Origin of the sequence: Sphingomonas sp. J315, from assembly GCF_024666595.1 — a bacterium.
In the GTDB taxonomy this organism is placed as follows: domain Bacteria; phylum Pseudomonadota; class Alphaproteobacteria; order Sphingomonadales; family Sphingomonadaceae; genus Sphingomonas.
The window spans coordinates 2,752,122-2,779,027 of sequence record NZ_CP088296.1; the positions used below are offsets into that span (position 1 = coordinate 2,752,122).

The 26,906-nt window shown below is 67.0% G+C and carries 22 protein-coding genes and 3 pseudogenes; 12 read left to right on the plus strand and 13 right to left on the minus strand.

Annotated features, from left to right (window positions below; all coding sequences use genetic code 11):
* Positions 1 to 19: 19 nt before the first annotated feature.
* From LRS08_RS14030 to LRS08_RS14050, 5 genes and pseudogenes are all read left to right on the plus strand, one after another.
* Entirely contained in the window at positions 20 to 3,337 is a 3,318-nt protein-coding gene (locus LRS08_RS14030; RefSeq protein ID WP_260480857.1) for a PAS domain S-box protein, read from the plus strand.
* Positions 3,334 to 3,543, plus strand: a complete 210-nt coding sequence (locus LRS08_RS14035; protein ID WP_260480858.1) for a hypothetical protein — start codon at positions 3,334 to 3,336, stop codon at positions 3,541 to 3,543. Before LRS08_RS14030 ends, LRS08_RS14035 begins: the two co-directional genes overlap by 4 nt.
* 18 nt (positions 3,544 to 3,561) lie before the next feature.
* On the plus strand, positions 3,562 to 4,095 hold the full coding sequence (locus LRS08_RS14040; protein WP_257843105.1) for a DUF4136 domain-containing protein: 534 nt from the start codon (positions 3,562 to 3,564) through the stop codon (positions 4,093 to 4,095).
* A 9-nt stretch (positions 4,096 to 4,104) separates the two neighbouring features.
* Positions 4,105 to 5,290: pseudogene (locus LRS08_RS14045) on the plus strand (RsmB/NOP family class I SAM-dependent RNA methyltransferase).
* Between the two features lie 32 nt (positions 5,291 to 5,322).
* Positions 5,323 to 5,829: a tetratricopeptide repeat protein gene (locus LRS08_RS14050; RefSeq protein WP_257843103.1), complete on the plus strand. Its 507-nt coding sequence runs from the start codon at positions 5,323 to 5,325 to the stop codon at positions 5,827 to 5,829.
* Between the two features lie 27 nt (positions 5,830 to 5,856).
* Here the strand turns inward: LRS08_RS14050 and rsmA are convergent.
* From rsmA to LRS08_RS14070, 4 genes and pseudogenes are all read right to left on the minus strand, one after another.
* A pseudogene (gene rsmA, locus LRS08_RS14055) lies at positions 5,857 to 6,673 on the minus strand (16S rRNA (adenine(1518)-N(6)/adenine(1519)-N(6))-dimethyltransferase RsmA).
* Positions 6,670 to 7,660: pseudogene (pdxA, locus tag LRS08_RS14060) on the minus strand (4-hydroxythreonine-4-phosphate dehydrogenase PdxA). The pseudogenes rsmA and pdxA overlap by 4 nt, the downstream one beginning before the upstream one ends.
* Positions 7,661 to 7,696: 36 nt before the next feature.
* A complete protein-coding gene (locus tag LRS08_RS14065) occupies positions 7,697 to 9,043 on the minus strand; it encodes a peptidylprolyl isomerase (protein ID WP_257843100.1) in 1,347 nt (448 codons plus the stop codon).
* Positions 9,044 to 9,257: 214 nt separating this feature from the next.
* Positions 9,258 to 11,516: an LPS-assembly protein LptD gene (locus LRS08_RS14070; RefSeq protein WP_374580130.1), complete on the minus strand. Its 2,259-nt coding sequence runs from the start codon at positions 11,514 to 11,516 to the stop codon at positions 9,258 to 9,260.
* 175 nt (positions 11,517 to 11,691) lie between these two features.
* Here LRS08_RS14070 and LRS08_RS14075 point away from each other — a divergent pair, with 175 nt between their 5' ends.
* The 3 genes from LRS08_RS14075 (at position 11,692) to ndk (ending at position 14,117) form a co-directional block, all read left to right on the plus strand.
* On the plus strand, positions 11,692 to 13,167 hold the full coding sequence (locus LRS08_RS14075; protein ID WP_260480859.1) for a leucyl aminopeptidase: 1,476 nt from the start codon (positions 11,692 to 11,694) through the stop codon (positions 13,165 to 13,167).
* Between the two features lie 7 nt (positions 13,168 to 13,174).
* Positions 13,175 to 13,612 carry a DNA polymerase III subunit chi gene (locus tag LRS08_RS14080; RefSeq protein ID WP_257843098.1) on the plus strand — a complete coding sequence of 146 codons (438 nt, stop codon included), beginning with the start codon at positions 13,175 to 13,177 and terminating at the stop codon, positions 13,610 to 13,612.
* 82 nt (positions 13,613 to 13,694) lie between these two features.
* A complete protein-coding gene (gene ndk / locus LRS08_RS14085) occupies positions 13,695 to 14,117 on the plus strand; it encodes a nucleoside-diphosphate kinase (protein ID WP_257845413.1) in 423 nt (140 codons plus the stop codon).
* Positions 14,118 to 14,214: 97 nt separating this feature from the next.
* Here the strand turns inward: ndk and LRS08_RS14090 are convergent, their stop codons facing one another.
* The 6 genes from LRS08_RS14090 to LRS08_RS14115 form a co-directional block, all read right to left on the minus strand.
* Positions 14,215 to 14,760 carry a hypothetical protein gene (locus LRS08_RS14090; RefSeq protein ID WP_257843097.1) on the minus strand — a complete coding sequence of 182 codons (546 nt, stop codon included), beginning with the start codon at positions 14,758 to 14,760 and terminating at the stop codon, positions 14,215 to 14,217.
* Positions 14,761 to 15,012: 252 nt separating this feature from the next.
* The gene (locus LRS08_RS14095; protein ID WP_257843096.1) at positions 15,013 to 16,365 is read right to left on the minus strand and encodes a sensor histidine kinase; all 1,353 of its coding nucleotides are present in this window, start codon (positions 16,363 to 16,365) and stop codon (positions 15,013 to 15,015) included.
* Complete coding sequence (locus tag LRS08_RS14100) at positions 16,362 to 17,084, minus strand: response regulator (RefSeq protein ID WP_257843095.1); 723 nt, start codon at positions 17,082 to 17,084, stop codon at positions 16,362 to 16,364. The genes LRS08_RS14095 and LRS08_RS14100 overlap by 4 nt, the downstream gene beginning before the upstream one ends.
* Before the next feature lie 83 nt (positions 17,085 to 17,167).
* Positions 17,168 to 17,890, minus strand: coding sequence for an EF-hand domain-containing protein (locus LRS08_RS14105; protein ID WP_260480860.1), 723 nt, complete (start codon positions 17,888 to 17,890; stop codon positions 17,168 to 17,170).
* A 256-nt stretch (positions 17,891 to 18,146) separates the two neighbouring features.
* Complete coding sequence (locus LRS08_RS14110) at positions 18,147 to 18,917, minus strand: thioesterase family protein (RefSeq protein ID WP_257843093.1); 771 nt, start codon at positions 18,915 to 18,917, stop codon at positions 18,147 to 18,149.
* Positions 18,914 to 20,455 carry a class I adenylate-forming enzyme family protein gene (locus tag LRS08_RS14115; RefSeq protein WP_257843092.1) on the minus strand — a complete coding sequence of 514 codons (1,542 nt, stop codon included), beginning with the start codon at positions 20,453 to 20,455 and terminating at the stop codon, positions 18,914 to 18,916. Before LRS08_RS14115 ends, LRS08_RS14110 begins: the two co-directional genes overlap by 4 nt.
* Positions 20,456 to 20,541: 86 nt before the next feature.
* On the opposite strand from LRS08_RS14115, the gene LRS08_RS14120 reads away from it, so the two are divergent.
* The gene (locus tag LRS08_RS14120; protein WP_257843091.1) at positions 20,542 to 21,156 is read left to right on the plus strand and encodes a glutathione S-transferase family protein; all 615 of its coding nucleotides are present in this window, start codon (positions 20,542 to 20,544) and stop codon (positions 21,154 to 21,156) included.
* Positions 21,157 to 21,171: 15 nt separating this feature from the next.
* Here LRS08_RS14120 and LRS08_RS14125 read toward each other — a convergent pair whose 3' ends face one another.
* Positions 21,172 to 21,663, minus strand: coding sequence for a hypothetical protein (locus tag LRS08_RS14125; protein WP_260480861.1), 492 nt, complete (start codon positions 21,661 to 21,663; stop codon positions 21,172 to 21,174).
* A 127-nt stretch (positions 21,664 to 21,790) separates the two neighbouring features.
* Here LRS08_RS14125 and LRS08_RS14130 point away from each other — a divergent pair, with 127 nt between their 5' ends.
* Entirely contained in the window at positions 21,791 to 22,585 is a 795-nt protein-coding gene (locus tag LRS08_RS14130) for an SDR family NAD(P)-dependent oxidoreductase (RefSeq protein ID WP_257843088.1), read from the plus strand.
* Between the two features lie 79 nt (positions 22,586 to 22,664).
* Complete coding sequence (locus LRS08_RS14135) at positions 22,665 to 22,922, plus strand: hypothetical protein (protein WP_257843087.1); 258 nt, start codon at positions 22,665 to 22,667, stop codon at positions 22,920 to 22,922.
* A gap of 172 nt (positions 22,923 to 23,094) precedes the next feature.
* Here LRS08_RS14135 and LRS08_RS14140 read toward each other — a convergent pair whose 3' ends face one another.
* Positions 23,095 to 23,799, minus strand: coding sequence for a glutathione binding-like protein (locus tag LRS08_RS14140; protein ID WP_257843086.1), 705 nt, complete (start codon positions 23,797 to 23,799; stop codon positions 23,095 to 23,097).
* 48 nt (positions 23,800 to 23,847) lie between these two features.
* Entirely contained in the window at positions 23,848 to 25,065 is a 1,218-nt protein-coding gene (locus tag LRS08_RS14145) for a TCR/Tet family MFS transporter (protein ID WP_260480862.1), read from the minus strand.
* 254 nt (positions 25,066 to 25,319) lie between these two features.
* Here LRS08_RS14145 and LRS08_RS14150 point away from each other — a divergent pair, with 254 nt between their 5' ends.
* The gene (locus tag LRS08_RS14150; protein ID WP_257843085.1) at positions 25,320 to 26,834 is read left to right on the plus strand and encodes an MFS transporter; all 1,515 of its coding nucleotides are present in this window, start codon (positions 25,320 to 25,322) and stop codon (positions 26,832 to 26,834) included.
* Positions 26,835 to 26,906: the final 72 nt, after the last annotated feature.

Genomic DNA, 26,906 nt, shown 5'->3' on the forward strand with positions numbered 1-26,906 from the left:
GGCAGGTAGTGGAGCAGGCGTGAGAGCAAGTGCGGCGCGGGCGGTCAACGTCCCGGCATTTCTGGCCAATGGCGGCGAGATGGGACAGCGCATCGCTGCGTTCGACTGGGCCGCAACCGGCGTCGGGCCGATTGAAGGCTGGTCGCAAAGCCTGTGCAGCATTGTCGCCTTCCTCGTCAATTCGCCGGTCGCGCTGGTCATGCTGTGGGGCAGGGACGGGCATCTGATCTACAACGACGGCTATTCGGTCTTCGCGGGCGAGCGGCATCCGGGGCTGCTTGGAATGAAGGTCGTTGAGGCGTGGCCGGAAGTCGCCGACTTCAACGCCAACGTCATGCGCGTCGGGCTTGCTGGCGGCACGCTCGCCTATCGCAACCACAAGCTGACCCTCAATCGCACGGGAGTATTCGAGGATTGTTGGCTCGATCTGGATTACTCCCCGGTCTTTGACGATGATGGCCACCCCGCCGGGGTCATGGCGGTGGTCGTCGAGACAACAGAATCGGTGCGGAGCGAGCGGGCGTTGCGAGAGAGCGAAGCGCGGCTGCGCTTTCTCGATGCCCTCGATCGCGAAACCGGTGGCGCGACCGACCCCGCTCAGATCTTGGCGATCACGACCCGCAAGCTCGCCGAACGCCTGGGTGCCGCCAATTGCGCCTATGCCGATATGGACGCCGATGGCGACGGCTTCACCATCCGCGGCGATTGGGCGCAGCCTGGATCACAATCGATCGTCGGCCATTACAGCCTGGCCGCGTTCGGCGAACAGGCGGTGCGCGACCTCAATGCCGCCCGCCCGCTGATCCTTGACGACATCGCGCATGAGCTACCCCCGCACGAAGCCGCGACCTTTGCCGCGATCGGGCTTGCAGCCACCTGCTGCGTGCCGCTGGTGAAGGACGGGCGGCTGACCGCGCTGATGGCGGCGCACCATGCCGAACCCCATGTGTGGAGCCCGGAAGATATCGCGCTGATCCGTGAGGTCACCGACCGCAGCTGGGCGCATGTCGAGCGCGCCGCAGCGGAGGCTGAACTGCGCAAGACGGCGGAACAGCTGCGTCAGCTCAACGCCGAACTCGAATCGCGCGCAATGGAGCGCGCCGCGGCGCTCGAACAGAGCCAGACGCAGTTCCGACTGCTCGTTCAGGGCGTGACCGACTATGCGATCTACATGCTCGATCCGCAGGGCGTCGTCGCGAGCTGGAATGCAGGGGCGCAACGGATCAAGGGCTATGCCCCGGACGAAATCATGGGCGCGCATTTCTCGACCTTCTACACTGAGGAAGAGCGCGCTCGCGGTGAGCCGCAGCACGCGCTCGAAACCGCGCGGCGTCAGGGGCGCTTTGCGGCGGAGGGCTGGCGACTGCGCAAGGGTGGTCACCGCTTCCGCGCCAGCGTGGTGATCGATGCGATCCATGACGATGACGGGCGGCTGATCGGATTTGCCAAGATTACCCGCGATATCACCGAACGCGAAGAGGCGCAGCGCGAGCTGGAGGTTGCGCGTGAAGCGTTGTTCCAGGCGCAGAAGATCGAGGCGATCGGCCAGCTGACCGGTGGCGTGGCGCATGATTTCAACAATTTGCTGATGGCGATCATCAGCGGTCTGACTTTGCTGCGCAAACGCCTGCCCGATGACGATCCCCAGATCACGCGCCTGATCGACAATTCGATGCAGGCGGCGGATCGCGGCGCGGCGCTGACCCAGCGGATGCTCGCCTTTGCCCGGCGACAGGAACTGAAGACCGAACGGATCGACGTGCCCGCGCTCGTCGCGGACATGCGCGGGCTGCTGGAACGCACGATCGGTCCGTCGTGGCGGATCGATGTCGATTTCCCCGATCGCCTGCCGGTGGTGTCCGCCGACGCCAACCAGCTCGAAATGGCGCTGGTCAATCTGGCGGTGAATGCGCGCGACGCCATGCCCGATGGCGGGCGCATCTGCATCGAGGGGATCGAGCAGGAGGTGATCGGAGAGGTCCGCGGCCTGACCTCGGGTCGCTATGTCCGGTTGTCGGTGCATGACGAGGGCTCGGGCATGGACGCCGCGACGCTGGCGCGCGCGACCGAACCCTTTTTCACGACCAAGGGGGTGGGGAAGGGCACGGGTCTTGGCCTGTCGATGATCCACGGTTTCGCGCGCCAGAATGGCGGGATGCTGGAGATCGAGAGCGAGCCTGGTCACGGCACGCATGCCCATATCTGGTTGCCGGTCGCTTCGGATGGCTCCGGCGCGGTCGTCGCGGCACCGCGCGCCGACGTTGCGACCCGCGCCGCGATGCGATCGCTGGTGGTGCTCGTCGCGGATGACGATCCCTTGGTGCTGATGAACACCGCCGACCTGCTCACCGATCTGGGCCATAGGGTGATCGAGGCGGAATCGGGCCTTGCCGCGCTCGACCAGTTGAACGCGCGGGAGGATATCGCGCTGCTGATCACCGATCAGGCTATGCCCGGCATGACCGGCACCGAACTGATCGCACGGGCACGGGCGCAGTACCCCGAACTGCCGATCATCCTCGCCACCGGTTATGGCGAGACCCCCCGCAGACGCCGCCGCGCAGCTGCTTCGTCTCAACAAACCCTTTACCCAGGCCGATCTCCAACGCGCGGTAGCCGACGCAATGATGCAGCGGGTGTAGGGAGCAGACTATCCGCCTCCTCCTCCTTGCGGAGAACGGCGGGTTGCCGACATCATTTCGACGCAATGCGCGGGCAATTCGTCCGCGCCTTGTCGAGTATTGCCGTCCTGCCCCCGCCAGAAGCGCCGCGCGCGCTGTTGCCGCGCCTGCGCGAGCGGTTTGGCGCGCGTGCGATTGCGATTGCGCTCGCGCTGCTGGTCGAACTGCTGCTGGCATTGTTGCTGCTCACCATCGCGCCGAAGATCCTGAACCCGCCCGATGAGACGGTGCCGATGGCGACGTTCGGCGTCAGTCCGGAGCCGGAGCCTGCGCCCGAGCCACCGTCCGACGCGCGCCCCGCCGATGCGGCGCCCCAGCCGACCGTGCAGCCCCGACCGCGTGAGGCGGACACCCCGCCGCGCCCAGATCCGGTGGTCGTCGACCCTGCGCCCGAGCCGCCGGTACTCCTCGACATCCCGCTCGGTCGCATGCCCGATATCGCCGCGCTGCCGCGCCGCCCGTCGGCAGAGCCCGCCGCCCCCCGCGCCGTGTCGCCGGGCCACCGGCGCCCGGCCCCAATCCCGGGGATTCGCGTCGGGTGGAGGGGCGCGGACCCAATGGTGAGCCGCTCTACGCCGCGTCGTGGTTCCGCAAGCCCTATGACAGCGAGATTCGCGGCTATCTGTCGACCGCGCGCGCGCCGGGCTGGGCGATGATCGCATGCCGGACGGTGGCCGATTATCGCGTCGACAGCTGCGTACTGCTCGACGAATATCCCGAGGGCGCGCAGATCGGGCGCGCGTGGCTCGCCGCCGCGTGGCAGTTTCGCGTGCGCCCGCCCCGGTTGCGCGGGCAGTATCAGGTCGGCGAATGGGTCCGCATCCGGATCGACTATGGACTCGATTCGGTGCGTGCCGAGTAAAGTGTGGAAGGAATGGCGATGATGTGGATTGCAGCGCTCGCGATGCTGGCTTCGGGCGTTCAGGACGGCCCGGCGCTGACCCCGGGCACGGTGACGGTCGAGGCGGTGGCGGATGAAGCCACCCCCGTTGCGGTCCGTCAGGTCTTCGCCGACGCGGTGGAACAGGCGCTGCTCGATGCGCGCTTCATCGCTCTCCCGCGTCAGGCGCGCGGTCGCTACATTGCACGGATCAGCCTCACCCGGGCCGAGCGCGGCGCGGTCGCGTCGAATGGGCGCGAGCAGGGCGCGTCGGGCGGATTCGGCAACTGGGGCGGAGCGGTCAGCGTCACGCTGCCCTCGGACAAGCGCCAGCTGCGTGGCCTGATCGTCACCACGCTCAAGGTCGAGCTGGTCAGCCGTGCGGACGAGAGACTGGTTTGGAGCGGCAGCGCGCTGACCGCCCAGGCCGAAGGGACGCGCAATGACACCCCGTCCGCGCTGGCCGCAAAGCTCGCCCCTGCGGTGATCCGCGCCTTCCCCGCCACGCTGGCCGAGCCGCTTTCGGTCCCCTAAAGCGCCTCGATGACCCCAGCCGCACGTACCCGTACTGCTATCGAACTGCTCGACGCGATCATCGCCGCCGCGCGGGATGGCGGGGCATCGGCGGACGTGCTGATCGCGCGCGAGCTTGCCGCGCGCCGCTATGCGGGGTCGAAGGACCGCCGCGCGATCCGCGCCCTGGTCTATGACGCGATCCGGCTGTGTGGCGAGATTCCGGCGACCGGGCGCGCGGCGATGCTGGCGCTGGCGGCGCGCGATCCCGATCTGGCCGCAACCTTCGACGGCTCGCCCTATGGCCCTGCGCCGATCGGTGCGGATGAGCCGGTTGCCGCGCCGGGCGTCGCCCCGGCCTGGCTGATCGACGCGCTCGCCGCATCGGGCGTCGATGGGGAACAGGCCGCAGCCTTGCTCGACCGCGCCCCGCTCGACCTGCGGGTGAACCCGCTCAAGGCGACCCGCGACCAGCTCGCCGCCGCCTTCCCCGATGCGGCGTTGCTCCCCGGCCTTCCGCTCGCGCTACGCCTCCCCGGCGATACGCCGGTGGAAAAGAGCGACGCCTACGCCCAAGGCTGGTTCGAGGTCCAGGACGCCGGCAGCCAGGCGGTGACCCTCGCCGCCGCCGCCGCACCGGGCATGCGCGTCGTCGACCTGTGCGCGGGAGGTGGGGGGCAAGACGCTCGCGCTCGCCGCCGCGATGGCGGGGCAGGGGGCGATCCTTGCCAGCGACAGCGACCGCGCCCGCCTCTCGCGCCTTGCCCCGCGTGCGCAGCGGGCGGGTGTCAACATTGTCGAGACGCGCCTGCTCAACCCGAACCGGGAGGCGGAGGCGCTGGCTGACTGGGCCGACAGCGCCGACGTGGTGCTGATCGATTCGCCCTGCTCCGGCACCGGAACCTGGCGTCGCAACCCGGAGGCACGCTGGCGGCTCACCCCGGCGCGGCTCGCCCGGCTGGTCGAGACGCAGGCGCGCCTGCTCGATGTCGGCGCGGCGCTGATCCGCCCCGGCGGCGCGCTGATCCATATCGTCTGTTCGCTGCTCGATGCCGAAGGGGCGGATCAGGTCACCGCCTTCCTCGCCCGCAACCCGGCCTTCCGCGCCGATCCGCTTGCGCTTCCGCTCGGCACGCCGCATGGATCGGGCATGCGTCTCACCCCGCTCAGCGATGCGACCGACGGGTTTTTTGTCGCGCGGATGGTGCGCGCGTGATAGCGATTGCCATTCCACGTCCGGAGACTGTCATGCGTATCTCGCTCGTGTCGGCCGCCGCAGCGCTCACGCTGCTCAGCGTTTCGACTTCGATCAACGCCCAGCGCGCCGACGACCAGATCGACGCCCGCTCGGTCGCGTTGCTCGATAAGGGGAAGGCTGCGCGCGCCGCCGGTGACCTCGACACGGCCAATGGCCTGATCGAAAGCGCGCTCGCGGTCGATCCGCGCAACCGTGCCGCCTATCTGGTGCTCGCCGAAATTGCGCGCGCGCAGGGCCTGCCGGGCAAGGCGATCCGCTTCTATCGCGAAGCGCTGACGCTGGAGCCGAACGATCAGGCCGCGCTGCGCGGGCAGGGCGAGGCGATGGTGCAGAAGGGCGCTGTCGAACGCGCCAAGGAAAATCTCGCGCGGCTGAAGACGCTGTGCGGAAATTGCGCCGACGCGACTCAGCTGGCGGCGGCGATCGCCAAGGGCCCGCCCGCCACCGCAACGGCGCAGGTAGTTCCGCCTCCCAAGGCGGACGAGAAGAAGAACTAAGTCCCCTCCCGCAAGCGGGAGGGGAGATCAGGACAACGCCCGCGCCAGGCTTACAAACTCCGCCACGCTCACCGTCTCGGCGCGTCGTGTCGGGTCGATCCCCAGCGCCTCTGCCGCCTCGACCGCACCCGGCACCGCCTTCAAGCTCTGCCGTAGCATTTTGCGTCGCTGGCCGAATGCAGCAGCGGTCAGGCGCTCCAGAACCTTGAACTTCACCCCCGGCGGCTCGTCGGCTGGCACGATATGCACGACCGCCGACATCACCTTGGGCGGCGGGGTGAACGCGCTGCGGTGGACCGGCATCGCGATCCGCGCGCTGCTGCGCCACTGCGCCAGTACCGCGAGGCGGCCATAATGATCGCTGTCGGTCGTCGCGACGATCCGTTCGGCGACCTCCTTCTGGAACATCAGCGTCAGGCTCGCCCACCACGGCTCCCATTCGGCGGACAGCCAGCCGACCAGCAGCGCGGTGCCGACATTGTACGGCAGGTTCGACGCGATATGCGGCTTCCCCGAGAACAGCGCGGGCGCATCCACCTCAAGCGCATCGCCCTCGATCACGCGCAACTGTCCCGGAAACGCCTCGCCGAGTTCCTCGAGCGCGGGGATGCAGCGCCGGTCACGTTCGACTGCGGTCACCTTCGCCCCGGCGCCGAGCAATGCGCGGGTCAGACCGCCGGGACCGGGGCCGACCTCGAATACCTCCGCGCCATTGAGATCGCCCGGCACGCGCGCGATGCGGTCGAGCAGCTGCAGAATCGAACAGGAAATTCTGGCCCAACGCCTTGCTGGCGGAGAGCCCGTGTTTCGCAATCACCTCACGCAGCGGGGGTAGCTTGATCACGCGGTCGCGGCCTGCTCGGCGTCATAGGCGGCGCGATGCTCGGCCGCCTGCGCCGCCATGCGGATCGCCGCGATCATCGCGCCCGGTTCCGCCATGTCCTTGCCCGCAATGCCAAACGCGGTGCCGTGATCGGGCGAAGTGCGCACGATCGGCAGGCCGAGTGTCAGATTCACCCCCTCGTCGAAATGCAGCGTCTTGAGCGGGATCAGCGCCTGATCGTGATAGAGGCAGATCGCGGCATCATAGGTCGCCCGCGCGCGCGCATGGAACATCGTGTCGCCCGCGAACGGCCCGGTCGCGTCGATCCCCTCGGCGCGCAACTGCTCGATCGCCGGGATCAGCAGCTCGATCTCCTCGCGCCCGATCGCCCCGCCTTCGCCGGCATGCGGGTTGAGGCCGGCAAAGGCGAGGCGGGGTGCGGTGATCCCGAAATTGCGCGCGAGTCCCCGCGCGGTCGCGCGCGCCTTGGCCAGGATCAAGGGAATCGTGATCGTCGGCGCGACCTCCGCCAGCGCGATATGCGTCGTCACCGGCACCACGCGCAGCGTCGGCCCGGCCAGCATCATCACCGCATTCTCGGGCGCAACGCCGCATCGCTCCGCAACGAACTCGGTCTGCCCCGGATGGGTAAAGCCGATGCTGTAAAGCTGCGCCTTTGACACCGGCGCGGTCACCAGGCCCCCCCGCCGCGCCCGACCGCGTGAGGCCGGTGGCAAGCTCCAGGCTGCTCAGCGCACAGCGCGCGCCCGCGACGTCGGGGACCCCCGGCTGGACCGCTGCCGAGCAGTCGACCGGAAGCACCGGAAGCGCGTCGTCAAACGCACTTCGCGCCTCATCCGGGCTGCCGATCCGTGCCAACGGCCCGTCCCACACCGCCGCAATCGCGTCCGGTTCACCGACTGCGAAAAACGGGGAAAGTGCGTGCAACGCGCGACCGCACCATGCCTTGCCGATAATCTCCGGACCGATCCCTGCGGGATCTCCCATCGCGATCGCGAGCGGACGCAAAGCGCCGCTCACGGCTCAACGATACTCGACGATCGCGTCGCGGCGCAGGTCGCGCAGCAACCGCTGGGCGCGCAAATTGGTGCGGCGCTCCTCAAGGCCGTCGCGGATCGCATCGGCCGATGGGGCCGATGCGGTCTTGGGATCGTCGCGGCCGCACAGGACCAGCGCGCGAATGCCCTCGGTCGGCGATCCGAAGGGCGGGGTTGCCTGACCGACCTGAAGCGCCAGGATCAGGTCCTGCAGCTGTGGCGGCAGATCGCGCGCGACAACCGAGTCATTGTCGACGACTTCGGCACCCAGCGTCTCGGCGGCCTTGCCCACCGCGCCGCAGCCATTGGTCGATTTGAGCACTGCGGCGAACTCGGCGACCTTGGCGGTTGCCTGCGCCTGGGTGATGTCGGCCGGGAATTTGACGGTCAGCTGGCGCAGACTCAGGCGCGCGTCACGCGGGTCGGGCATGCCGACCTGACGCTTGTCGACCAGATAGAGGATCGAAAAGCCGCCGGGCACTTCGACCGGGCCTGCGACCTGACCGACCTGCATCTGCTGTGCCGCCTGGGCCAGCGGCCCGGGCAGCATCTCGGTGCGCACCCAGCCAAGGTCGCCGCCTTGCGAGCTGGTGGTCGCTTCGGAAAAGCGTGCGAAATATTCGAACGGGCGCCCCTGCTGCATCTGCTGGATCATCTGCTGCATCGTCTGGAACACCTCGCCCGCGCGCTCCGGCGTCGCGGAGATGTAGATTTCGCGCAGGTGATATTCGTTGGTGCCCTTGGCGGCCTCGATCGACTTGATGATCTCGCTGACTTCATAGTCGCCGACATTGATGAACGGGTTGACCTTGCGTCGGATCACTGCCTGCCATGCCAGCTCGCCCTCGATCTGGCGGCGGAACGATCGTTCCGACGACCCGATCTCGCGCAGCCACGCACGCATCTGATCCGGCGATCGGCCATAGCGGCGCGCAATGCCGGCAAAGCTGCGCTCGATCTGGTCGGCGGCGATGGAGATATCCTCCGACTTGGCCTGCTGGATCTGGATCGTCTCGTCGATCAGCAGGCGCAGCACCTGCATGCGCAGCTGGTCCTTCTCCTCGACGCTCAGCTGCCACTGGTTGAGCGCGATGGCCAGGTTGACGCGGTGGTCGACATCGGTGCGCGTGAGGACATGGCCGTTCACGATCGCCGTCGGCTTGCGCACATTGGGGTCGGCCTTGGCGAACAGCTGCAGGTTTTCCGGCAGGTTGAGGTTCGCCGTCGACGGGACGTCACCATCGGCGACGGTTTGCGCCGCAATGGCGGTGCTGCCGGCAATACCCAGAACAAGGGCCGCAATCCGGCCGTAACGCGCGACTTTCGAGGTCATCTTCACCTGTGCCTGAAACCTGTCCGATTTTCGTGATCGGGGCCGTGTACTAGCCAATTGTGCCTGAACTGGGGCTTACGGCCTGTAATCTGTCGCCGCAATGGTCATCATCGGATGCCTTGTGTTGCGGCGCCGGCCCCCCCCACCCGGCCACCCTTTGAAGATACCTTGTGGGTGGCCGGGCGGGGGAGCGGGCCGGTGCCGCAGCCTCAAACTAACGCCCCAGATTCTTCAGCGCCAGCGTGAACAGGTACGAACTCCCCCGCCGCGCGTCGCCGGTGGTCTGATAATCGCGCTTCCAGGTCAGGCCGATGCGGATACAGTCATCCTCATATTCGACGCCCAGCCGGTGCCGCACCGGTTCGAACCCATCCGCGAGCGAGGCGGGATCTTCCTCGGCATCGGTCAGGTCGACCACCGCCGATCCGAATGCGGACCAGAAGCGCGTGATCTGGACCCGCGCGCCGATCCGCGCTTCCTCACGGTCCTGCAGATCCTCCAGCGCGAACGGGATGTTGCGGTTGAGCCGCAGATAGCCGAGCGTGACGAATGTCGTGCGCGATCCCACCGTCGCGTCGATTTCGTTGCGGCGCACCGCGAAATTGTCCTTGTCGACTCGATATCGGTGCGTGAACGACAGGAAGTCGCGATAGCGCACCACCGTCCGGCCGACGATATCCGACAGCCGGTCGTCGAGTCCCGTGCCGTCGGGCAGGATCGCCGGGCGCGACGTCAGGCGATAGCTTTGCCCCACATTCGCCTCGATCGACAGGCCGGGCAGGTAGAGCGCGTAATCGACGCCAAAGGTAAAGCGGGTCGAATCCTCGAACCGGTCGTATCCGGGAAAGCGATTGAGCGCGAAGAGGTTCGAATCCTCAAGGTCGACAGAGCGCGCGTCTTCATTCGGTACGTCGAAATTGTCGATGCGTGGCGCGGCGACGATCTGGAAGCGCGGGGTGATCCGCTGCGTCCCGCCAAACGCATCGCCGATCAGCGGCCATTTGACGTCGAGCGCCAGCGCGCCGATCGCGCGGCCACGAAACCCCTCCAGCCCGCGATAGCTGACGACGCTGGTCGCTGCGGTCTGGGTGGTGTTGTAGAGGTCGCCGCGGGCATAGCCGGTCAGCGTCACCTCCTGCCCCCATGAAGTCAGCTTGCGCAGGTCATAGCGCAGTGAGGTGAAGGCACGCTGTGTATCCTGTCCGGCGCTGCGCCCGATCGCCAGCGTATTGGCCTGGAGTTCGAAGCGCCCGCCCGCGATCAGGCCCTGGCCGAATCGCAGCCGGTAGTCGATCTCGGGCAGCGCCACCGCCTGAAGCCCCTGATTCTCGGTCGGGCGCAGCGTCTGGACGAACCAGCCATTGATCGAAAAATAGGAATCGCGGTCGATCCGCTCGGCGCGCAGATTGTTGCGCAGCCGGTCGTCGCTCGAAATGTCGTAGCGCCGCAGAAAGGTGCGGTCGCTCGCCAGGCGCACCGATCCGCTGGTGCTCCAGTTCTCGTCGAACTGATAGCGACCGACTGCGTCCAGATAGCCGCGGAACGCATTCTCGCTCGATACGCCCGGAGTGGGGGAGATGAAGTCGTCGCTGCGCCGACTATAGGTGGCATAGCCGGTCACGCGAAACGCGCCCTTGTCGAGCAGGTGGCGATAATCGGCCTGGAGCATAGGCAACGCATCGGTGAACAGGCGCGGCGTGATCGTCAGGTCGCGATTGGGTGCCAGACTGAAATAATAGGGGAGGGCGACCTCGAACCCATTGACCGCATCGTACCGGATTTCGGGCGCGAGCAGGCCGCTGGCGTTCCCATCGCCCACCGAATGCGAAAATACCGGAAGTGGAAGCGAAGCGATCCCGAACAGCGACACCCGCGCGCCGGTGTACCGGATGCGCTGCTTCGCCGGGTCATAGACGACCCGCACCGCCGTGATCTTCCACGAAGGTTCCTTGGGGCAATTGCCAGAATCGACCACCGCGCAGGGGGTATAGGCGGCGCGATCTACCCGGATCACGCCATCGGCACCGCGCGTGCCGCGCTCGGCCGCGATCCGACCGCCCTGCTCCAGCACGACGAGCATATTCTCGATCGCCCCGTCCTTCAGCGAATCGGTCAGCTCGATCTTGTCGCCATAGGCGGTGTCGCCCTCCGGATTGGTGACGGCGATATTACCCTCGGCCACCACTTGTCCGGTCTTGCGGTTCCATACCACCTTGTCCGCGCGCAGCCGGTTGCCTTCGCGGAACAGGCGCACATCGCCGCTGACCGTGACGATATCGCCCTGCGAATCATATTCGGCCAGGTCGGCGGAAAACTGGATCTGGTTGGGATCGTCCGGGAGCGGGGTTTCGGACGGCGGCGGTGGCTCGACCGCGCGGTCCTGCAAATCCTGGCCGCCGGTTGCGGCGGCACCCGGAGCCAGGCACAGGGCCAGCGGGACGACCCCGGCGAGCAGCAGAGCCTTGCGCGTCACGTTCTTCGAAACCCCTTTGTACCCAACATCGCCCCGCGCAGGGCTGAAGCTGCCCTATCGCACCGCATGGCCCGCTTCGCAATCGCCCGGCGTTGCCCCGTCTGGAGCACCGCCCTAGATAGGCGTGAATCGCGGCCCAAGAGATCCGCTAACGCCCAGAGGAACAGGAAGCTTCATGCAGGTCATTTTTTCCGCCACCCGCCCCGCCGATGCGGCGGTGCTCGCGCTCCCGGTCGAAAAGGACGGGCTGGATCGGATGCCTGCCGGCACGCTCGACGATGCGACGCTCGCGCTGGTCCGTGGTGCGGCCCGTGCCGGCCGGTTCGAGGGCGAGGCGGGCGGCATCGCCGAAATCTTCGTGCCGGGGGACGAGGCGGCGAAGCGCATCCTCCTGCTCGGCGTCGGATCCGGCAGCGAGGTGGACTATGAACGCGCCGGCGGAGCATTGACCGCGCGCTTCCTTGTCTCGGGCGTAACCGCCATCACGGTCGATTTCGCCGCGCTCGGCGGTGCTCCGACGGCCCGCGCCGTCGCCCGCTTCGCCGCCGCCGCCGTGCAGCGCGGCTGGCGTCACGATGTCTATCGCACCAAGCTTGCCGACAAGCAGAAGCCGACCCTCGCCACCCTCACCCTCGCCAACGCCCCCGCCGACAGCGAGTCGAGCTGGGCGAGCCTCGACGCGGTGACGCAGGGAATGGAGCTGACCCGCACTTTGGTGTCGGAGCCGCCGAACATCATCTACCCGGAAAGCTTTGTCGAACGCTGTCGCCACCTCGCGGAGCTGGGCGTCGAAATCACCGTGCTCGACCGCGCCGACATGGAAAAGCTCGGCATGGGGGCTTTGCTCGGCGTCGCACAGGGTTCGCGCCGTGAGGCCCGCCTGCTCGCGATGCGCTGGAACGGCAAGGGATCGGGTGACGTCGATGTCGCCCTGGTCGGCAAGGGCGTGACCTTCGACACCGGCGGCATCTCGATCAAGCCGGCCGCCGGCATGGAAGATATGAAGTGGGACATGGGCGGTGCAGGTGCCGTCGCGGGCGCGATGAAGGCACTCGCCACCCGCAAGGCCAAGGCGAACGTCATCGGCGTGTGCGGCCTGGTCGAGAACATGCCCGACGGCAACGCCCAGCGCCCCGGCGACGTCGTCACCTCGATGTCGGGCCAGACGATCGAGGTCATCAACACCGACGCCGAGGGGCGGCTGGTGCTGTGCGACGCGATCACCTGGGTCCAGCGCACGCATGGCCCCAAGACGATCGTCGATCTTGCCACGCTGACCGGCGCGATGATCATTGCGCTGGGCAACGAGCATGGCGGGCTGTTTTCGAACGACGATGGTTTGGCCGAGGAACTGTTGTCGGCGGGCCGCGCGACCGGCGACCATCTGTGGCGCTTCCCGCTCGGCGACGCTTACAACAAGCTGATCGACAGTCCGATCGCCGACATGAAGAATGTCGGCCCGCGCGGAGCCGGGTCGATCACCGCGGCCCAGTTCATCCAGCGCTTCGTCGACCCCGGCGTGCGCTGGGCGCATCTCGACATCGCCGGCATGGTGTGGGCCGACAAGCCCGGCCCGAATTACGACAAGGGCGCAACCGGCTACGGCGTCCGCCTGCTCGACCGCTATATCCGCGACAATTTCGAGCGCTGATCGGGCCATGCAGGTCGATTTCTACCACCTCACCGCGACCCCGCTGGAGCGCGCGCTCCCGCAGATTGCGGCGAAGGTGGTGGAAACCGGCCAGCGCCTGCTGATCGTCTCCGCCGATGCCGAACAGCGCCGCCGGATCGACCAGCTGCTGTGGACCTTCCGCCCCGACAGCTTCCTCCCCCACGCCCAGGCCGGGGCAGGGGATGACAGCCTCCAGCCCGTCCTGATCGGCGAAGCGGTCGCGCCCGGCAACGGCGCGCGCCACGTCGCGCTGATCGACGGCGAATGGCGCGACGAAGCGCTGACCTTCGACCGCGCCTTCCACTTTTTCGGCGAAGACAGCATCGGCGCGGCCCGGATCGCGTGGAAGGGCTTGGCCGACCGCGACGGCGTCGAGCGCCGCTACTGGAGGCAGGGCGAGAGCGGCTGGGTGCAGGCGGCGTAACGTCCGCCCCCTTGCCACCACGCCCGCGCCCCTCTAAGGGCGCGCGCAATCCCATCCCCCATATGACAGGAGCCGCATGGCCATGGCCGTGACCCGTACCTTTTCGATCATCAAGCCCGATGCCACCCGCCGCAACCTGACCGGCGCGGTCACCAAGATGCTTGAGGAAGCCGGCCTGCGCGTCGTCGCCAGCAAGCGCATCCACATGACCCGCGAACAGGCCGAGGGCTTCTACGCGGTGCACAAGGAGCGTCCCTTCTTCGGCGAACTGGTCGAATTCATGATCTCCGGCCCGGTCGTGGTGCAGGTGCTCGAGGGCGAGAACGCCATGCAGCGCAACCGCGACATCATGGGCGCGACCAACCCCGCCAACGCCGAGCCGGGCACGATCCGCGCCGAGCTGGCCGAGTCGATCGAAGCCAATACCGTCCATGGTTCGGACAGCGACGAGAATGCCGCGATCGAAATCGCCTACTTCTTCAAGCCGGAAGAGATTGTCGGCTGATCGACCCGATCATCTGAACATTGCGAAGCGGGCCGGGGGCAACCCCGGCCCGTTTTGGTTTCGGGTGGGCCGGTGACCCCTCGGCGAAGCCGACAAACTAGTGCCACACCGCCGACAGTGGGTAGAGCGCGATCAGCCAGATCAGGCACGCGATCACCACCGCTCGCCGGGGCACCAGGACCGCGATCAGGCTGACCGGGAAGAAGGAGAAGGTCAGCACCATCGTGCGCAGGTCGAACGCGAAGTCGAGCAGTGCAAAGGCGGTGGCGATCAGCGCCACATTGCACAACAGCACCGCTCCGATCACCGTGCGGTAATTCCGGTCGAAATGCGCGTCGAGATCGCTGTCGCGATCCACCGCATCGGGAAACACCAGCGACGCCGCGACATAATAGATTGCGGTCACCACGAACCCGCCGAACATCACCGGCCAGCTCAGCGGCAATTGGTCGCGCATCGCCCAGCCATACATCCAGAATGTCACCACGTCGCACGACACGAACAGGCCGAGCAGGGCGGTCGGCCAGCCGATCGCGCGGAACCCGCGCACCTTGATCGCCCGCGTCAGTCCGCCCAGCCCCTCGGCCAGCGACAGGCCGAGCATCAGCCCGAACAGCGAAAAGATGAACTCGAACCCGCTCACACCACGTCCCCCTGATTTGCTTGGTCGGGGGAAGCCGCTTTCCTGTCAACCGCTTGGGGCGTTCGACATTCAGCCCTCCTTTTCCCCTCCCTGAAAGGGAGGGGCTGGGGTGGGTGCGCGCGTCTGCGCGCCGAAGAGACTCAAACCAAGCGTTCGGCAAAACAGCGGCAATCGAGGCATCGAGCCTCGCTTGCCACTAGACCCACCCCTAGCCCCTCCCATTCAGGGAGGGGAATAAGATTGCGGGTGAGCCTACCGCCCCGGCAGCGTGATCGTCGCGCACAGCCCGCCGCCCTCGCGATTGGCCAGCGTGATGTCGCCCCCCGCCTCGCGCACGATCGCGCGCGCCAGCGTCAGGCCGAGGCCAACCCCGCCAGTCGTGCGGTTGCGCGACGGGTCGAGCCGGGTGAAGGGATCGAACACCGCCGCGATCTGCTCTTCCGGAATGCCGGGGCCGCGGTCGCCCACCTCGATCCGCACGCCGCTCGCGTCCTGGATCAGTTTCACCTCCGCGCCGCCGCCATATTTGACCGCATTCTCGATCAGGTTGCGCACCGCGCGCCGCATCAGCGACGGACGGATGCGACGGATCAGCCGGTGGCCGTCTTCATACTCGACCGGCGCACCCAGATCGCGGAAATCGTCGACGACCGCGTCGATCAGTGCCGACAGGTCGGTCTCGGTCGGCGGCTCGCTCGGTCGGCCCAGCCGCGCCAGCGACAAGATGTCGTCCAGCGTGCGGTTCATCTCGTCGATCGTGTCCGCCATCCGCGCGCGGTCTTCCTCGTCCTCCACCGACTCGATTCGCACCCGCAGCGCCGCCAGCGGGGTGCGCAGATCATGCCCGATCGCGCCGAGCATCTGGTCCTTTTCGTCCAGCATCGCAGTCACGCGGTCGCGCATCAGATTATACGCCGCGATCACCGCACGAACGTCGCCCGGTCCGCGTTCCTCGATCGGATCTCCCGGGGAGGCGGGATGAAACTCGCGCGCCGAAACGGCCAGGGAGCGCAGTGGTCGCGCGACGCGATGCCCGACCCACAGTACCGGCACCAGCACCACGGCATAGATGATCAGCGTCTGCAGGATCAGCCGCCAGATGATGTCGCCATCGCTGCGCGGCCAGGCCGATGTCAGCACCAGCCAGCCCTTGCCGGGCAGTTCGACCGCGACTATCAGCTCGCCGCCCAGCCGCTTCATCCGCTCGGCGCGCAGCGCGTTCATCCGTGCAAAGCGCGGGTCGGTCGCCGACAATCTGCGCACCCCGGTGACGATCTGTCCGACCGGAATCCCCGCCTCGGCCAGCGACAGTCGGATGCCTTCCTCGACCTCGGGCTTGCTGCGCAGTCCGGGCGGGATCGGGTTGCTCGGCTCGATCCGCAGCCGCGCGCGCCGTCCGTCGGGATGGTCGCGGAAGCGGCCGTCGCGGATGCGTTCGGCGGCATCGACCACGCGCGTGATGGCCGGCGCGGTAACCTGTTCGAAGCGCAGCGAGCGCCGCTCGCGCAGGATCAGGCCGAAGTTGATCGCCTGCGCCACGAACAGCGCGAGCGCAACCAGCAATGCGATCTGGCCGGTCAGGCTGCTGGGAACGAACCTTCTCACAGCTTGGTAACGTCGCTCGCCAGCGTGTAGCCGCCGCCCCACACCGTCTTGATCAGCGTCGGGTTCTTGGCATCGGGCTCGATCTTCTTGCGCAACCGGCTGACCTGATTGTCGATGGCACGGTCGAACGCCGCCGCCTCGCGCCCTTGCGTCAGGTCGAGCAGCTGATCGCGGGTCAGCACCGCGCGCGGGCGCATCACCAGTGCCAGCAACAGGCTGTATTCGCCGGTCGACAACGGCACCGAAACGCCGTCGCGATCGACCAAAGCGCGCTCGCCGGTCTTCAGCACCCAGCCCGAAAAGGCGTAGCTGCCGGTTTCCGGCGCGGACAGGCGCGTGCCGCCAGCCTGCATCCGGCGCAGCACCACTTTGATCCGCGCCGCCAGCTCGCGCGGGGAAAAGGGCTTCACGACATAATCGTCGGCACCCATCTCAAGGCCCACGATGCGGTCGGTCTCCTCGCTCTTTGCCGTCAGCAGGATCACCGGAACCTCGCTGGTCGCACGGATATGGCGGCACAGGCTCAGCCCATCCTCGCCCGGCATCATGATATCGAGCACGACCAGGTCGATCGCATAGGCCGACAGCCGCGTCCGCGCCGCCTCGGCATCGCCGACCTGGGTCACGCGAAACCCCTGTTTGGTCAGATATTGCGCCAGCGGCTCACGGATCGAGCGCTCGTCATCGACGAGCAGCAAATGCGGGGTCTCGTTGGTCATCTCGCTTTGGTTAGCAGATTCCACCCGCTCGGGAAGTGCCGGGCGGGCACGGAGGAGGTCGTCAAACCCGCCCGGCATCGCCGTCACTCGCCCTGGGGGGAAGGCGGTGGCGGCGGCGTGTGACCGCGGTGCGCGCGCATCTTCTTCATCGCGTCGCGCGCCTTGTCGCGCTGCGCCTTCATCTCGGCGGCATCGATCTTGCCGTCGCTATTGGTGTCGAGCTTGGCAAAGCGCTGCGCCGACTGGGCGTCGAACTCGGCCTTGCTGATCGCGCCGTCCTTGTTGGTGTCGGCCATCATCATGCCCGCACCACCACCACGACCGTCGCGCATCGCCTTGGCTTTGCCGCCACGGCCTTCACCGCGCTTGCCCCAGCCCTTGCGGGCTTCGCCCGCCTCGACCATGCCGTCCTTGTCGGCGTCCATCCGGACAAAGCGCGCCTCGGCCATGGCGCGGTGTTCGGCCTTGCTGATCAGTCCATCGCCATTGGTGTCGACGCGCGCCAGCATTCGGCCACCAATCGCGGTACCGCCACGACGTGCGCCGGGCACAAAGTCCTGCAGTTCGCCGCCCTTGCGCTCCGCCATCGCCTTGCGCGCGGCTTCGGCACCCGCCTTGCGCTCTTCGGCGCTCAGCTGGCCGTCCTTGTTGGTGTCGAGCCGGTCGAACCGCGCATCGGCGCGGGCGAGCATTTCGGCCTTCGAAATCGGTTGCTTGGGTGCGGTCGGGGCCTGCGTCTGCATGGCAATTGCGGCACCCGCAGTCAGCATCGCGCCGATTGCCGCCGTGGTGAGAAACGTCTTCATAAGGGCTCCTGTCACACGCGGCAGGGGGCGCCGCAGTGATGCCCTTCTGAACCCCGCCTGTCGCAGCCATTTGTCAGCGTGACAGGAGTTTGTCGCAAATTGTGTCGGAGTCAGAAAATCCTCCCCGGAACGGGGAGGGGGACCGCCGCCGAAGGCGGTGGTGGAGGGGCCCGAGGCAACGGAATCCGGTGCCTCGGGCCCCCTCCGTCAGCGCTGCGCGCTGCCACCTCCCCGTTCCGGGGAGGATTGGCGTGCCTCACCCGAAAATCGCCACGCCCTGCATCCCCTCGGCCACCAGCGTCCCGTCCGCAGCCCACATCCGCATCGTCTGGCTCGAATAGCCGCCGCGCGCGCTGTCGGTCTCCGCCTCCAGCAACCACCAGCCGTCCTGCGTCACCGGCGCAGGCCGAAGGATGTTGACCTGCCAGGTCAGCGACGACAGCGGCGTCATCTTCGCGAACAGCTTGAACGCCGCCGGCGGCAGCGCGTCGCCCAGCGCCATCAACTCGACCTCCGGGTCCAGCCCCGCCCGGTCGATCAGCCGCCCCCAGCGCAGCCATTGTGTCGGCCCCGATGCGCCCTTCAGGTCGAAGAAGTTGAAATTGCCGGTAAAAAACTCCTTCGGCCCCGTATAAAGCTCGGCATCTGCAGGCGGCGGCGCATGCGCCGCTCGCGCGGTCGCGTCATGGTCGATCGCCGACTCCATCCGCGCCATGAACACGAAGTTCGTCCGCAGCCCGAGACCCGCCTCGCTGCTGACATCCGCCTGGATGAATGCCGCGTTCCGGCCTCGCCGCAGCTTCGTGGCACTCACCGTCACCGGCCCTGCCAGCGGCCCCACAAACGCGACCTGCGCCGACCGCAGCGGCGGCAGGTCCGGTTCGACCTGCTTCGCCGCCGCCAGTGCCAGCGCCGACGACAGCCCGCCATAGGCGGTGCGCCCCTGCAGCCAGTTGGACGGTATTTCGGTCGTGAAACCGGTCTCGTTCCGCTGTGCCGATGTCAGCAACTCGATAAGCGACGTCATGCCGGACTCTTCTCCACATACAGGTCACGCAATTCGCGCTTCAGCACCTTGCCGATCACGCTGCGCGGCAGTTCATCGATCGCGATCAGGTCGGCCAGCCGCTGCGTCTTGCCGAGCGTCGCATTGACCGCTGCCAGTATCTCCCCAGCCGGGGTCGCATCGGCAGGGACGTAGAATCCCACCGGCGTCTCGCCCCAAGCCTCGGACGGCACACCCACCACCGCGCAATCGCGCACGCCGGGATGCTTGATCAACTCCGCCTCCAGATCGCTCGGATAGAGGTTGAACCCGCCCGAGATGATCAGGTCCTTCTTGCGGTCCATCAGGATCAGGAATCCGTCCGCGTCGAACCGCCCGACATCGCCATGCCGGATGAAGCGATTGCCTTCAGGACAAAACCACTCCGCCTCCGACGTCGCCTGTTTGCGCCCGTGATAGCCCGACATCATCGCCCCGCTGCGCCCGACCACCTCGCCCATCTCGCCCTGAGCGACCTCGCGGCCCTCCTCGTCGATCAGGCGGATGTCGTGCCCCGGCGCGGGCTGGCCCACCGTGTGCAGCTTGTCGGGATGCGCACTCGCATTGAGGATGCAGGTGCCACCCCCTTCGGTCATCCCGTAATATTCGACCAGCAGCCCCGGCCAGCGCGCCACCACATCGGCCTTGAGCGCGGCGGAGAAGGGCGCGCTGGTACAGGTCTTCAACCGAAAGCTCGACAGGTCGAAGATATCGAAATCGGTCAGCGCCATGATCCGCTGATACTGCACCGGCACCAGCATCGCATGCGTGCCGCGATGCCGCTCCGCCGCCTCCAGAAAGCCGCGCGCGTCGAACTTGCCGAGTAGCACCGCCGTTCCGCCCCAGGCGAGCGTCGGGATAAAGCTCACCAAAGTCGTGTTCGAATAGAGCGGCGTCGCGATCATCGTCACCGCATCGGCAAAGCCCGCCGCATCGCCCCGCGCGATATGTGCCCAGCGCATCGCATGCGGCTGGACGATCCCCTTGGGCGTCCCGGTGGTCCCGCTCGAATAGATGATGTTGAACGGATCCTCGGGCCGCAGCGCGACGGGGGAGGGCGACCCCGCGCCCTCCAGCCACGCGTCCAGCGCCAGACCCGCATCGCTCGCATCCAGCGCAACCCGGCGCGCCGCCACCGCACGCTCGCCCAATGTCGCCGCGGCATCGGCATCGAGGAACACCACGCCAGCGCCGCTGTCCGCGATCATCGCCGCCATCTGCTCGCCGGTCGAGGACGGCGCGATCGGCGCCGGCGCCCCGCCCGCGCGGATCGCGCCCAGAAACACTGCCGCATAGTCGACGCTCATCGCCCCGACGATTGCCACCGCCTGCCCGCGCGCCAGCCCGTCGCGCTGCAACGCCGCCGCGACCCGGTCCATCCGCGCATCGAGCTGCCCATAGCTCAGCGAATCGTCGCCATGCACCACCGCCGGCTTGTCCCCGCGCTCGCGCGCATGGGCGGCGATCAGGTCGGGGACGGTGCCAAAGGACTGGTCCAGGATCGCGCGCGCCGTCTGCATTCTCTCTCCTCTATTCGTTTCGATAGCTATGCGAAACCGCCATCCGCTGCCATACGTGATCTTCTAAAAACGATCTGGAGAGGGTAATGATCTTCTACGATTCGGCGATGCCCGCCCCCAACCCGCGCCGCGTGCGCATCTTTGCCGCAGAGAAGGGGATCGACCTGCCGCGACAGGACGTGTCGATCCTGAAGGGAGAGCACAAGAGCGACGAATTCAAGGCGATCAACCCGCTCGGCCAGACCCCGGCGCTCAAGCTCGACGACGGAACCTGCCTCTCCGAAAGCGTAGCGATCTGCCGCTATCTCGAGGCGTTGCATCCCGAACCCCCGCTGTTCGGCACGACCCCGACCGAAATCGCGCAGATCGAAATGTGGAGCCGCCGCGTCGAGCTGCGCCTGATGGTCCCGACCGGCATGATCTGGATCCACACCCACCCCTTCACCGCGCGCGTCGTGCCGCACCAGTATAAGGACTTCGGCGAGAGCAACCGCCCGCTCGTCGCCCGCGCCCATGCTCTGTTCGACGCCGCGCTCGGCGAAACCCCGTATCTCGCGGGCGAGCGTTACACGATGGCCGACATCCTCCTCCTCACCACCATCGATTTCGGCACCTTCATCGGCCTGACCATCGCCGAGGAACATGCTCGCCTCAACGACTGGCACCGCCGCGTCACCGCGCGACCGAGTAGCGCGGCCTGATCGGCGACAGGCGCGCTATGTCACCTTCAATTTGTACAGCCGCATTCCTGCCAGGCAGGACGGGGCCGTGCATTTCCACATCGTCAGCGTCAGGCGACCCTTCTCATGCTGCGCGGTGAAATCGATCGAAACCTCGGCTCCCGCACCTTCGTCGCTGCTGCCATAGATTGCTTGGCCGCTGCCCGATGCCGGAGGACCGCTGGCGATGATGGCGATTTCGTCGCATCCCGTGCCGCACCTGCCTATCAACCGGTATTTCGCGCCGGGTTCAAAGGCGACCGCCATGTCGATATCGGCTTCGCCCGCCACTGCGCGGACGACATCGCTAAAGGCAGGGTCGGGCGCATAGCCGGCTTGCGTCGCGTCTGCAGCGACGAGCGCGGCCCTGATATCGGCTTCGGAGGTCGTTGCAGCCGCCTGGGTGTCGTTGCCGCCGTCGCCGCCTGGTCCGCACGCGGCCAGGATCAATGCCGGGGTGATCGCCGTCCAGATTCCGTGTCGCATCATTGCATCCCCTCTCGAAAACAGGTGACCATTGCGCGGGTGTCATGATCTCACGGGTTGGGCGATTGAGCCAGCAAAGTTGTAATCCGCCAGAATGGGTTTCACCTCGCTGTCAGGAGAAAGCGGAAGAATGACTGAAACGATGCATGGCATGGCGGCGATCGTCACAGGTGGCGGCACCGGCATTGGTGCTGCGGTAGTGCGGCGGCTGGCCGAGCGCGGCGTGCGCTGCGTGATCAACTACGCCAACAGCCGCGACGCGGCCGAGGCGCTGGCGGCGGAGGTCGGCAACGGATCGATCGCGGTCCAGGCCGATATCGCCGACGACGCCCAGTGCCGCGCGCTCGCTGCTGCGGCGACGGAGGCGTTCGGCCGCATCGACCTGCTCGTCAACAATGCCGGCAAGACCAAATTCGCCAATCACGAAGACCTTGAGGCGCTGTCGGCGGACGATTTCCTCGACATCTACCGCCTCAACACCGTGGCCCCGTTCCAGATGATCCGCGCCTGCGCTCCGGCGATGCGTGAAGGCCCGGCCAGCGCCGTGGTCAACATCGCATCGGTCGCCGGTGTGTTCGGCAACGGCTCCTCGGTCGCCTATGCCGCGTCAAAGGGCGCGCTGGCGACGATGACCAAGAGTCTCGCCCGCGTCCTCGCCCCCGCGATCCGCGTCAACGCCGTCGCGCCCGGCTATGTCGGCACCGGCTGGTTCAGCGAGCGCATGACGGCCGAAGCGTTCGAGAAGTTCGAGGCCTTCATCGCCGGCCAGACCCCGATGCAAATGGCCGCCCACGCCGAAGACATCGCCGGCCCGATCGTCAACCTGCTCGACCCCGCCAGTCGTGTCATTACCGGCGAAGTGATCCTGCTCGACGCGGGCGCGCATCTCGACATCGGCCTGTCGCGCAGGCCGGGGAAAGGCTAGGGGCGACCGTTCGAGCGCATCGTTAGCCCTGTTCCGCGCGACCGCGATCTGCCAGTCCCACGCACAGTGGAGGCGATGAATGGCCGATGATTATGAGCGGGGCAGGCGCGACGGCCTGCGCCTCGCCCTTGCGATACTGGCGACCGAGGAAGCGAAATGGTCGCCGTTACTGGGCAAAAGCAGCGCATGGCGCACCAATCTCGCGCGCGAGGTGCGGCACAAGACGTTCCAGGTGGCACAGACGCGGGTGCAAACGGCTCTGAATCGGCTGCGCCCCACCGACGACCGGACGGCCGCCAGCGAACTTGCCGACGCGATCGAAAAGGCCGGGCTATGACAGGCCGGGGCAAGGCCGCTTCTTCTTCTTAGCCCTCTCCCGCTTGCGGGAGAGGGTTGGGTGAGGGTCTTCTCCTTCTTTCTCTTCTTCTTGCCCGCTCACCAGACAAAAAGAGGAAGACCCTCCCCAACCCCTCTCGCGAAGGCGGGAGGGGCTGGTAAGAAGGATCGGCTCACCCCCGCGTCACCGCCGCAGTCTGCCCGAACAGCACCTTCTTCTGCTCGTCCGTCATCGCCGGAGTCCCCGGCCGCACCTCTTCACCCTTGGCATAGGCGCGCACCGTCGCGGGCCGCGCGGCCACCGCCTCGAACCAGCGCTTCACATGCGGGAAATCATCGAGATTCTGGCTCTGCGCTTCATACGGCACGATCCACGGATAGATTGCCATGTCGGCGATCGAATAGTCCTCGCCCCCGACGAACGGCTTGCCCGCCAGCTGCCGGTCGAGCACGCCGTACAGCCGGTTGGTCTCGTCGATATAGCGCTTCTGCGCATAGGGGATCGGCTCTGGGGCGTAGCGGTTGAAATGGTGGTTCTGCCCTGCCATCGGGCCGAGCCCGCCCATCTGCCACATCAGCCACTGCATCTGCACGATCTTGTCGCGCTGCTCGGGGCCAAAGAACTTGCCGGTCTTGTTGGCGAGGTAGAGCAGGATCGCGCCACTCTCGAATACGCTGATCGGCTCGCCGCCATCGACCGGGTCATGGTCGACAATTGCCGGCATCCGGTTGTTGGGCGCGATCTTCAGGAAGTCGGGCTTGAACTGGTCGCCCTGGCCAATGTTCACCGCGTGGATCGTGTAGGGGAGGCCGGCCTCCTCCAGAAACATCGTGATCTTGTGGCCGTTCGGGGTGGGCCAGTAATGCAGGTCGATCATGGGTGCGCGCTCCAGCGGGGGAGCCGCACAAATGGGGTCGAGCGTCGCTTACGCAACCGGTGCCGGTTCGCCCCCGCGCCGCAACAGGAATACCAGCACGATCCCCACCGCGACCAATGTCAGCGCCGCCGCCAGCGCGAACGCCGCACCGGCAAAGCCATGTTCCGCGCCGTAAGCCAAAGTCTGGGTCAGGCTCAGCGGCCCCAGGATCGCCGCAACGCTGGCGATGCTCGCCATCCCGCCCTGCAACGCGCCCTGATTGGACGCATCGACCCGGCGGCTCAGCATCGCGTTGAGCGAGGGATAGGCCAGCATCTGCAACGCGCCGAACATCAGGATCACGTAAACCTGCCAGCCTTCGGTGGCGAAGGCATAGGCGGCATAGGCCAGCGTGCCGACGATCAGGCCGATCATCAGCGTCTTCGTTTCGCCCAGCGCGGCGATTGCGCGGCCGGTGACGAAAATCTGCGTCAGCGCCATCGCGGTGCCCGACGCCGCCAGCGACCAGCCGATCGCGCGGCTGTCCCAGCCATGCGCCAGCTCGGCATAGAAGGCCCAGGTCGCCGGGTAGACCTGATGCGCCAGCTGCCAGATGAACGCGACGACGAGCAAAGGCAGCGCGCCCTTCATCGCGAACAACGGCCCGAAGGTGCCGAGCGGATTGGCGCGCTTCCATTCGAACTTGCGCCGATTCTCGGGCGCGAGCGTCTCGGGCAGCACGAAGAAGATCCATGTGGCGTTGAGCGCGGCCAACGCGCCCGCGACCATGAATGGCGTGCGCGGCCCGAACTCGCCGAGCAGGCCGCCGATCGCCGGGCCGATGATGAACCCGATCCCGAACGCCGCGCCCATCAGGCCGAATGTCGCGCCGCGCTTGTCGGGCGGGGTGACGTCGGCGATGATTGCGTTCGCCGGACCATAGACTGCCCCCGCAATCCCCGCGATCAGCCGTCCCGCGAACAGCCACGCGATTGTCGGCGCGAACGCCATCAGCGCATAGTCGATGGCAAAGATCAGCATCGCCGCAAGGATCACCGGCCGCCGTCCATAACGGTCCCCCAGATTGCCGAGGATCGGCCCGGCAAAGAAATGCGCGACCGCGAACACGATGATCAGCCACCCGCCGATCCGCGTCGCCTCGGGCAGTGTCTGCCCGGTCAGCTCGACGATCAGCGACGGCAGGACGGGCAACACGATCCCGAACCCGATCGCGTCGATCAGCACGGCGGCGAGCGCGATGGGAATTGCGCGATGGGAAAATGTCATGCCCGCCCCCGGATGAAGTGCGCGCAGACTCGCGCACAAATTGCGCAGGTCAACAGGATTCGCGCTTCGATCGCGCGGCGTGCGCCTTCTGTCGACAATTGCGAGGCGCAATGTCCAACGCGCTATGGGGCGCGGGGCGCGTTGTTCCGCGACATGTTCGCTTCGTTCAACATCTTTCCGCAAGCGCTTGACGTAGCGTCATCCATACCGCAACTTCGAAACGGCCGCGATAGACGGTGACAGGAGAGATGCGGATGGCGACGGCGCTGGATGGAGTCGTTGGGGATGCGGTGCGTGGTACCCCGCCAATCACGCTGCGCACGCGGGTCAGCTATGGGTCGGGGGCGATCGCCAATGGCATCAAGAACGCTGCCTTCACCACCTATCTGCTGTTCTTCTACAGCCAGATCATCGGCGTGCCGGCGGGGATCGTCTCGGCTGCGGTCGCGCTGACCCTGCTGGTCGATGCGGTTGCCGATCCGCTGATCGGGCGCTGGTCGGACCTGACGCGCAGCCGCTGGGGTCGGCGTCACCCCTTCATCTATGGCGCGGCGCTGCCCACGGCCCTGTTCTTCCTGCTCGCCTGGTTCCCGCCGCAGGGGCTGAGCGATTTCCAGATGGGCGTGTGGATCTTCGCCACCGCGTCGCTCACCCGCGTCGCGATCAGCGCGTTCGAGATCAATATCTCCGCGATGACGCCGGAGCTGACCGACGATTATCGTGAGCGCACCCGGCTGTTCAGCCTGCGCTGGTGGTTCGGCTATGCCGGCACCTATGGCTTCACCACCCTGTGTCTGCTGACCTTCTTCGCCGCGACGCCCGAATATCCGCGCGGCCAGCTCAATCCGGCGGGCTATCCCGGCTTTGCCATCGCCGGAGCGCTGACGATCTTTGCGGTGATCCTGATCTGCGGCATCGGCACGCACAACCGCATCCCCTATCTGCGGCAGGCCGAGGTGCGGACCGAGCCCACCCCTCTGCTCGGCCATCTGCGCGAGATGGGGACGGCGCTGCGGAACCGCGCGTTCCTCGCGATCTTCGGCTTCGGCGTGCTCAAATATTCCGCGATCGGGCTGTATGCCGCGACCAACTTGTTCTTCGGCACCTATCTGTTCCAGCTCAACGCGACCCAGCTCGCCATCCTGACGATCGACAGCCTGGTCGCCGCGACCATCGCCGCGCCGCTCGCGCCGGTCATGTCGGCGTGGATCGGCAAGCGCGCGAGCTCGATGATCTTCGCCGTGGTCGGGGTGTCGATCGGCCTGTCGCCGCTGGTCCTGTCCTATCTCGGCTGGTTCTTTGTGCCGGGCGACACGCTGCTGGTGCCGACCTTGTTCGCGATCGGCGCGATCTATGGCGCGATGGTCGCGATCTCGCTGATCAACACCAGCTCGATGCTCGCCGACGTGGTGGAGGACAGCGCGCTCAAGACCGGTCGGCACGAGGCGGGAACCTTCTTCGCCGCGTCCAGCTTCATGCAGCAATGCTCGACCGCGATCGGCATCTTCCTGGCCGGCCGCCTGCTGGTCTGGTCCGATTTCCCCGCCAAGCCCGCGCCGGGACAGGTGAGCGAGGAGGCGATCCGCAGCCTCGTCATCCACTACATCCCGTGCTCGATCGGCCTGTGGACGCTCGGCGCGCTGATCCTGCTCTTCTACCCGATCACCCGCGCCAAGCACGAGGCCAATGTCGCGGCGCTGAAGGCACGCGAGGCCGAAGCGCGCGCGGTGGAGATGGACAATTCGGCGCTGCTCGGTTCGGCGCGCTGAAAAGGCGATTGACGCGACTCGGCCCATACCGCAAATTCAAATTGGAGGTCGCGGGAGTCGCTTGTACGATGC

Excerpts from the sequence above, each read along its gene's own strand:
- LRS08_RS14035 (WP_260480858.1), top strand. The coding sequence starts at position 3,334 with ATGATCGCATGCCGGACGGTGGCCGATTATCGCGTCGACAGCTGCGTA.
- LRS08_RS14040 (WP_257843105.1), top strand. The coding sequence starts at position 3,562 with ATGATGTGGATTGCAGCGCTCGCGATGCTGGCTTCGGGCGTTCAGGAC.
- LRS08_RS14050 (WP_257843103.1), top strand. The coding sequence starts at position 5,323 with ATGCGTATCTCGCTCGTGTCGGCCGCCGCAGCGCTCACGCTGCTCAGC.
- LRS08_RS14065 (WP_257843100.1), bottom strand. The coding sequence starts at position 9,043 with ATGACCTCGAAAGTCGCGCGTTACGGCCGGATTGCGGCCCTTGTTCTG.
- LRS08_RS14075 (WP_260480859.1), top strand. The coding sequence starts at position 11,692 with ATGCAGGTCATTTTTTCCGCCACCCGCCCCGCCGATGCGGCGGTGCTC.
- LRS08_RS14080 (WP_257843098.1), top strand. The coding sequence starts at position 13,175 with ATGCAGGTCGATTTCTACCACCTCACCGCGACCCCGCTGGAGCGCGCG.
- ndk (WP_257845413.1), top strand. The coding sequence starts at position 13,695 with ATGGCCGTGACCCGTACCTTTTCGATCATCAAGCCCGATGCCACCCGC.
- LRS08_RS14100 (WP_257843095.1), bottom strand. The coding sequence starts at position 17,084 with ATGACCAACGAGACCCCGCATTTGCTGCTCGTCGATGACGAGCGCTCG.
- LRS08_RS14105 (WP_260480860.1), bottom strand. The coding sequence starts at position 17,890 with ATGAAGACGTTTCTCACCACGGCGGCAATCGGCGCGATGCTGACTGCG.
- LRS08_RS14110 (WP_257843093.1), bottom strand. The coding sequence starts at position 18,917 with ATGACGTCGCTTATCGAGTTGCTGACATCGGCACAGCGGAACGAGACC.
- LRS08_RS14115 (WP_257843092.1), bottom strand. The coding sequence starts at position 20,455 with ATGCAGACGGCGCGCGCGATCCTGGACCAGTCCTTTGGCACCGTCCCC.
- LRS08_RS14120 (WP_257843091.1), top strand. The coding sequence starts at position 20,542 with ATGATCTTCTACGATTCGGCGATGCCCGCCCCCAACCCGCGCCGCGTG.
- LRS08_RS14125 (WP_260480861.1), bottom strand. The coding sequence starts at position 21,663 with ATGATGCGACACGGAATCTGGACGGCGATCACCCCGGCATTGATCCTG.
- LRS08_RS14130 (WP_257843088.1), top strand. The coding sequence starts at position 21,791 with ATGACTGAAACGATGCATGGCATGGCGGCGATCGTCACAGGTGGCGGC.
- LRS08_RS14135 (WP_257843087.1), top strand. The coding sequence starts at position 22,665 with ATGGCCGATGATTATGAGCGGGGCAGGCGCGACGGCCTGCGCCTCGCC.
- LRS08_RS14140 (WP_257843086.1), bottom strand. The coding sequence starts at position 23,799 with ATGATCGACCTGCATTACTGGCCCACCCCGAACGGCCACAAGATCACG.
- LRS08_RS14145 (WP_260480862.1), bottom strand. The coding sequence starts at position 25,065 with ATGACATTTTCCCATCGCGCAATTCCCATCGCGCTCGCCGCCGTGCTG.
- LRS08_RS14150 (WP_257843085.1), top strand. The coding sequence starts at position 25,320 with ATGGCGACGGCGCTGGATGGAGTCGTTGGGGATGCGGTGCGTGGTACC.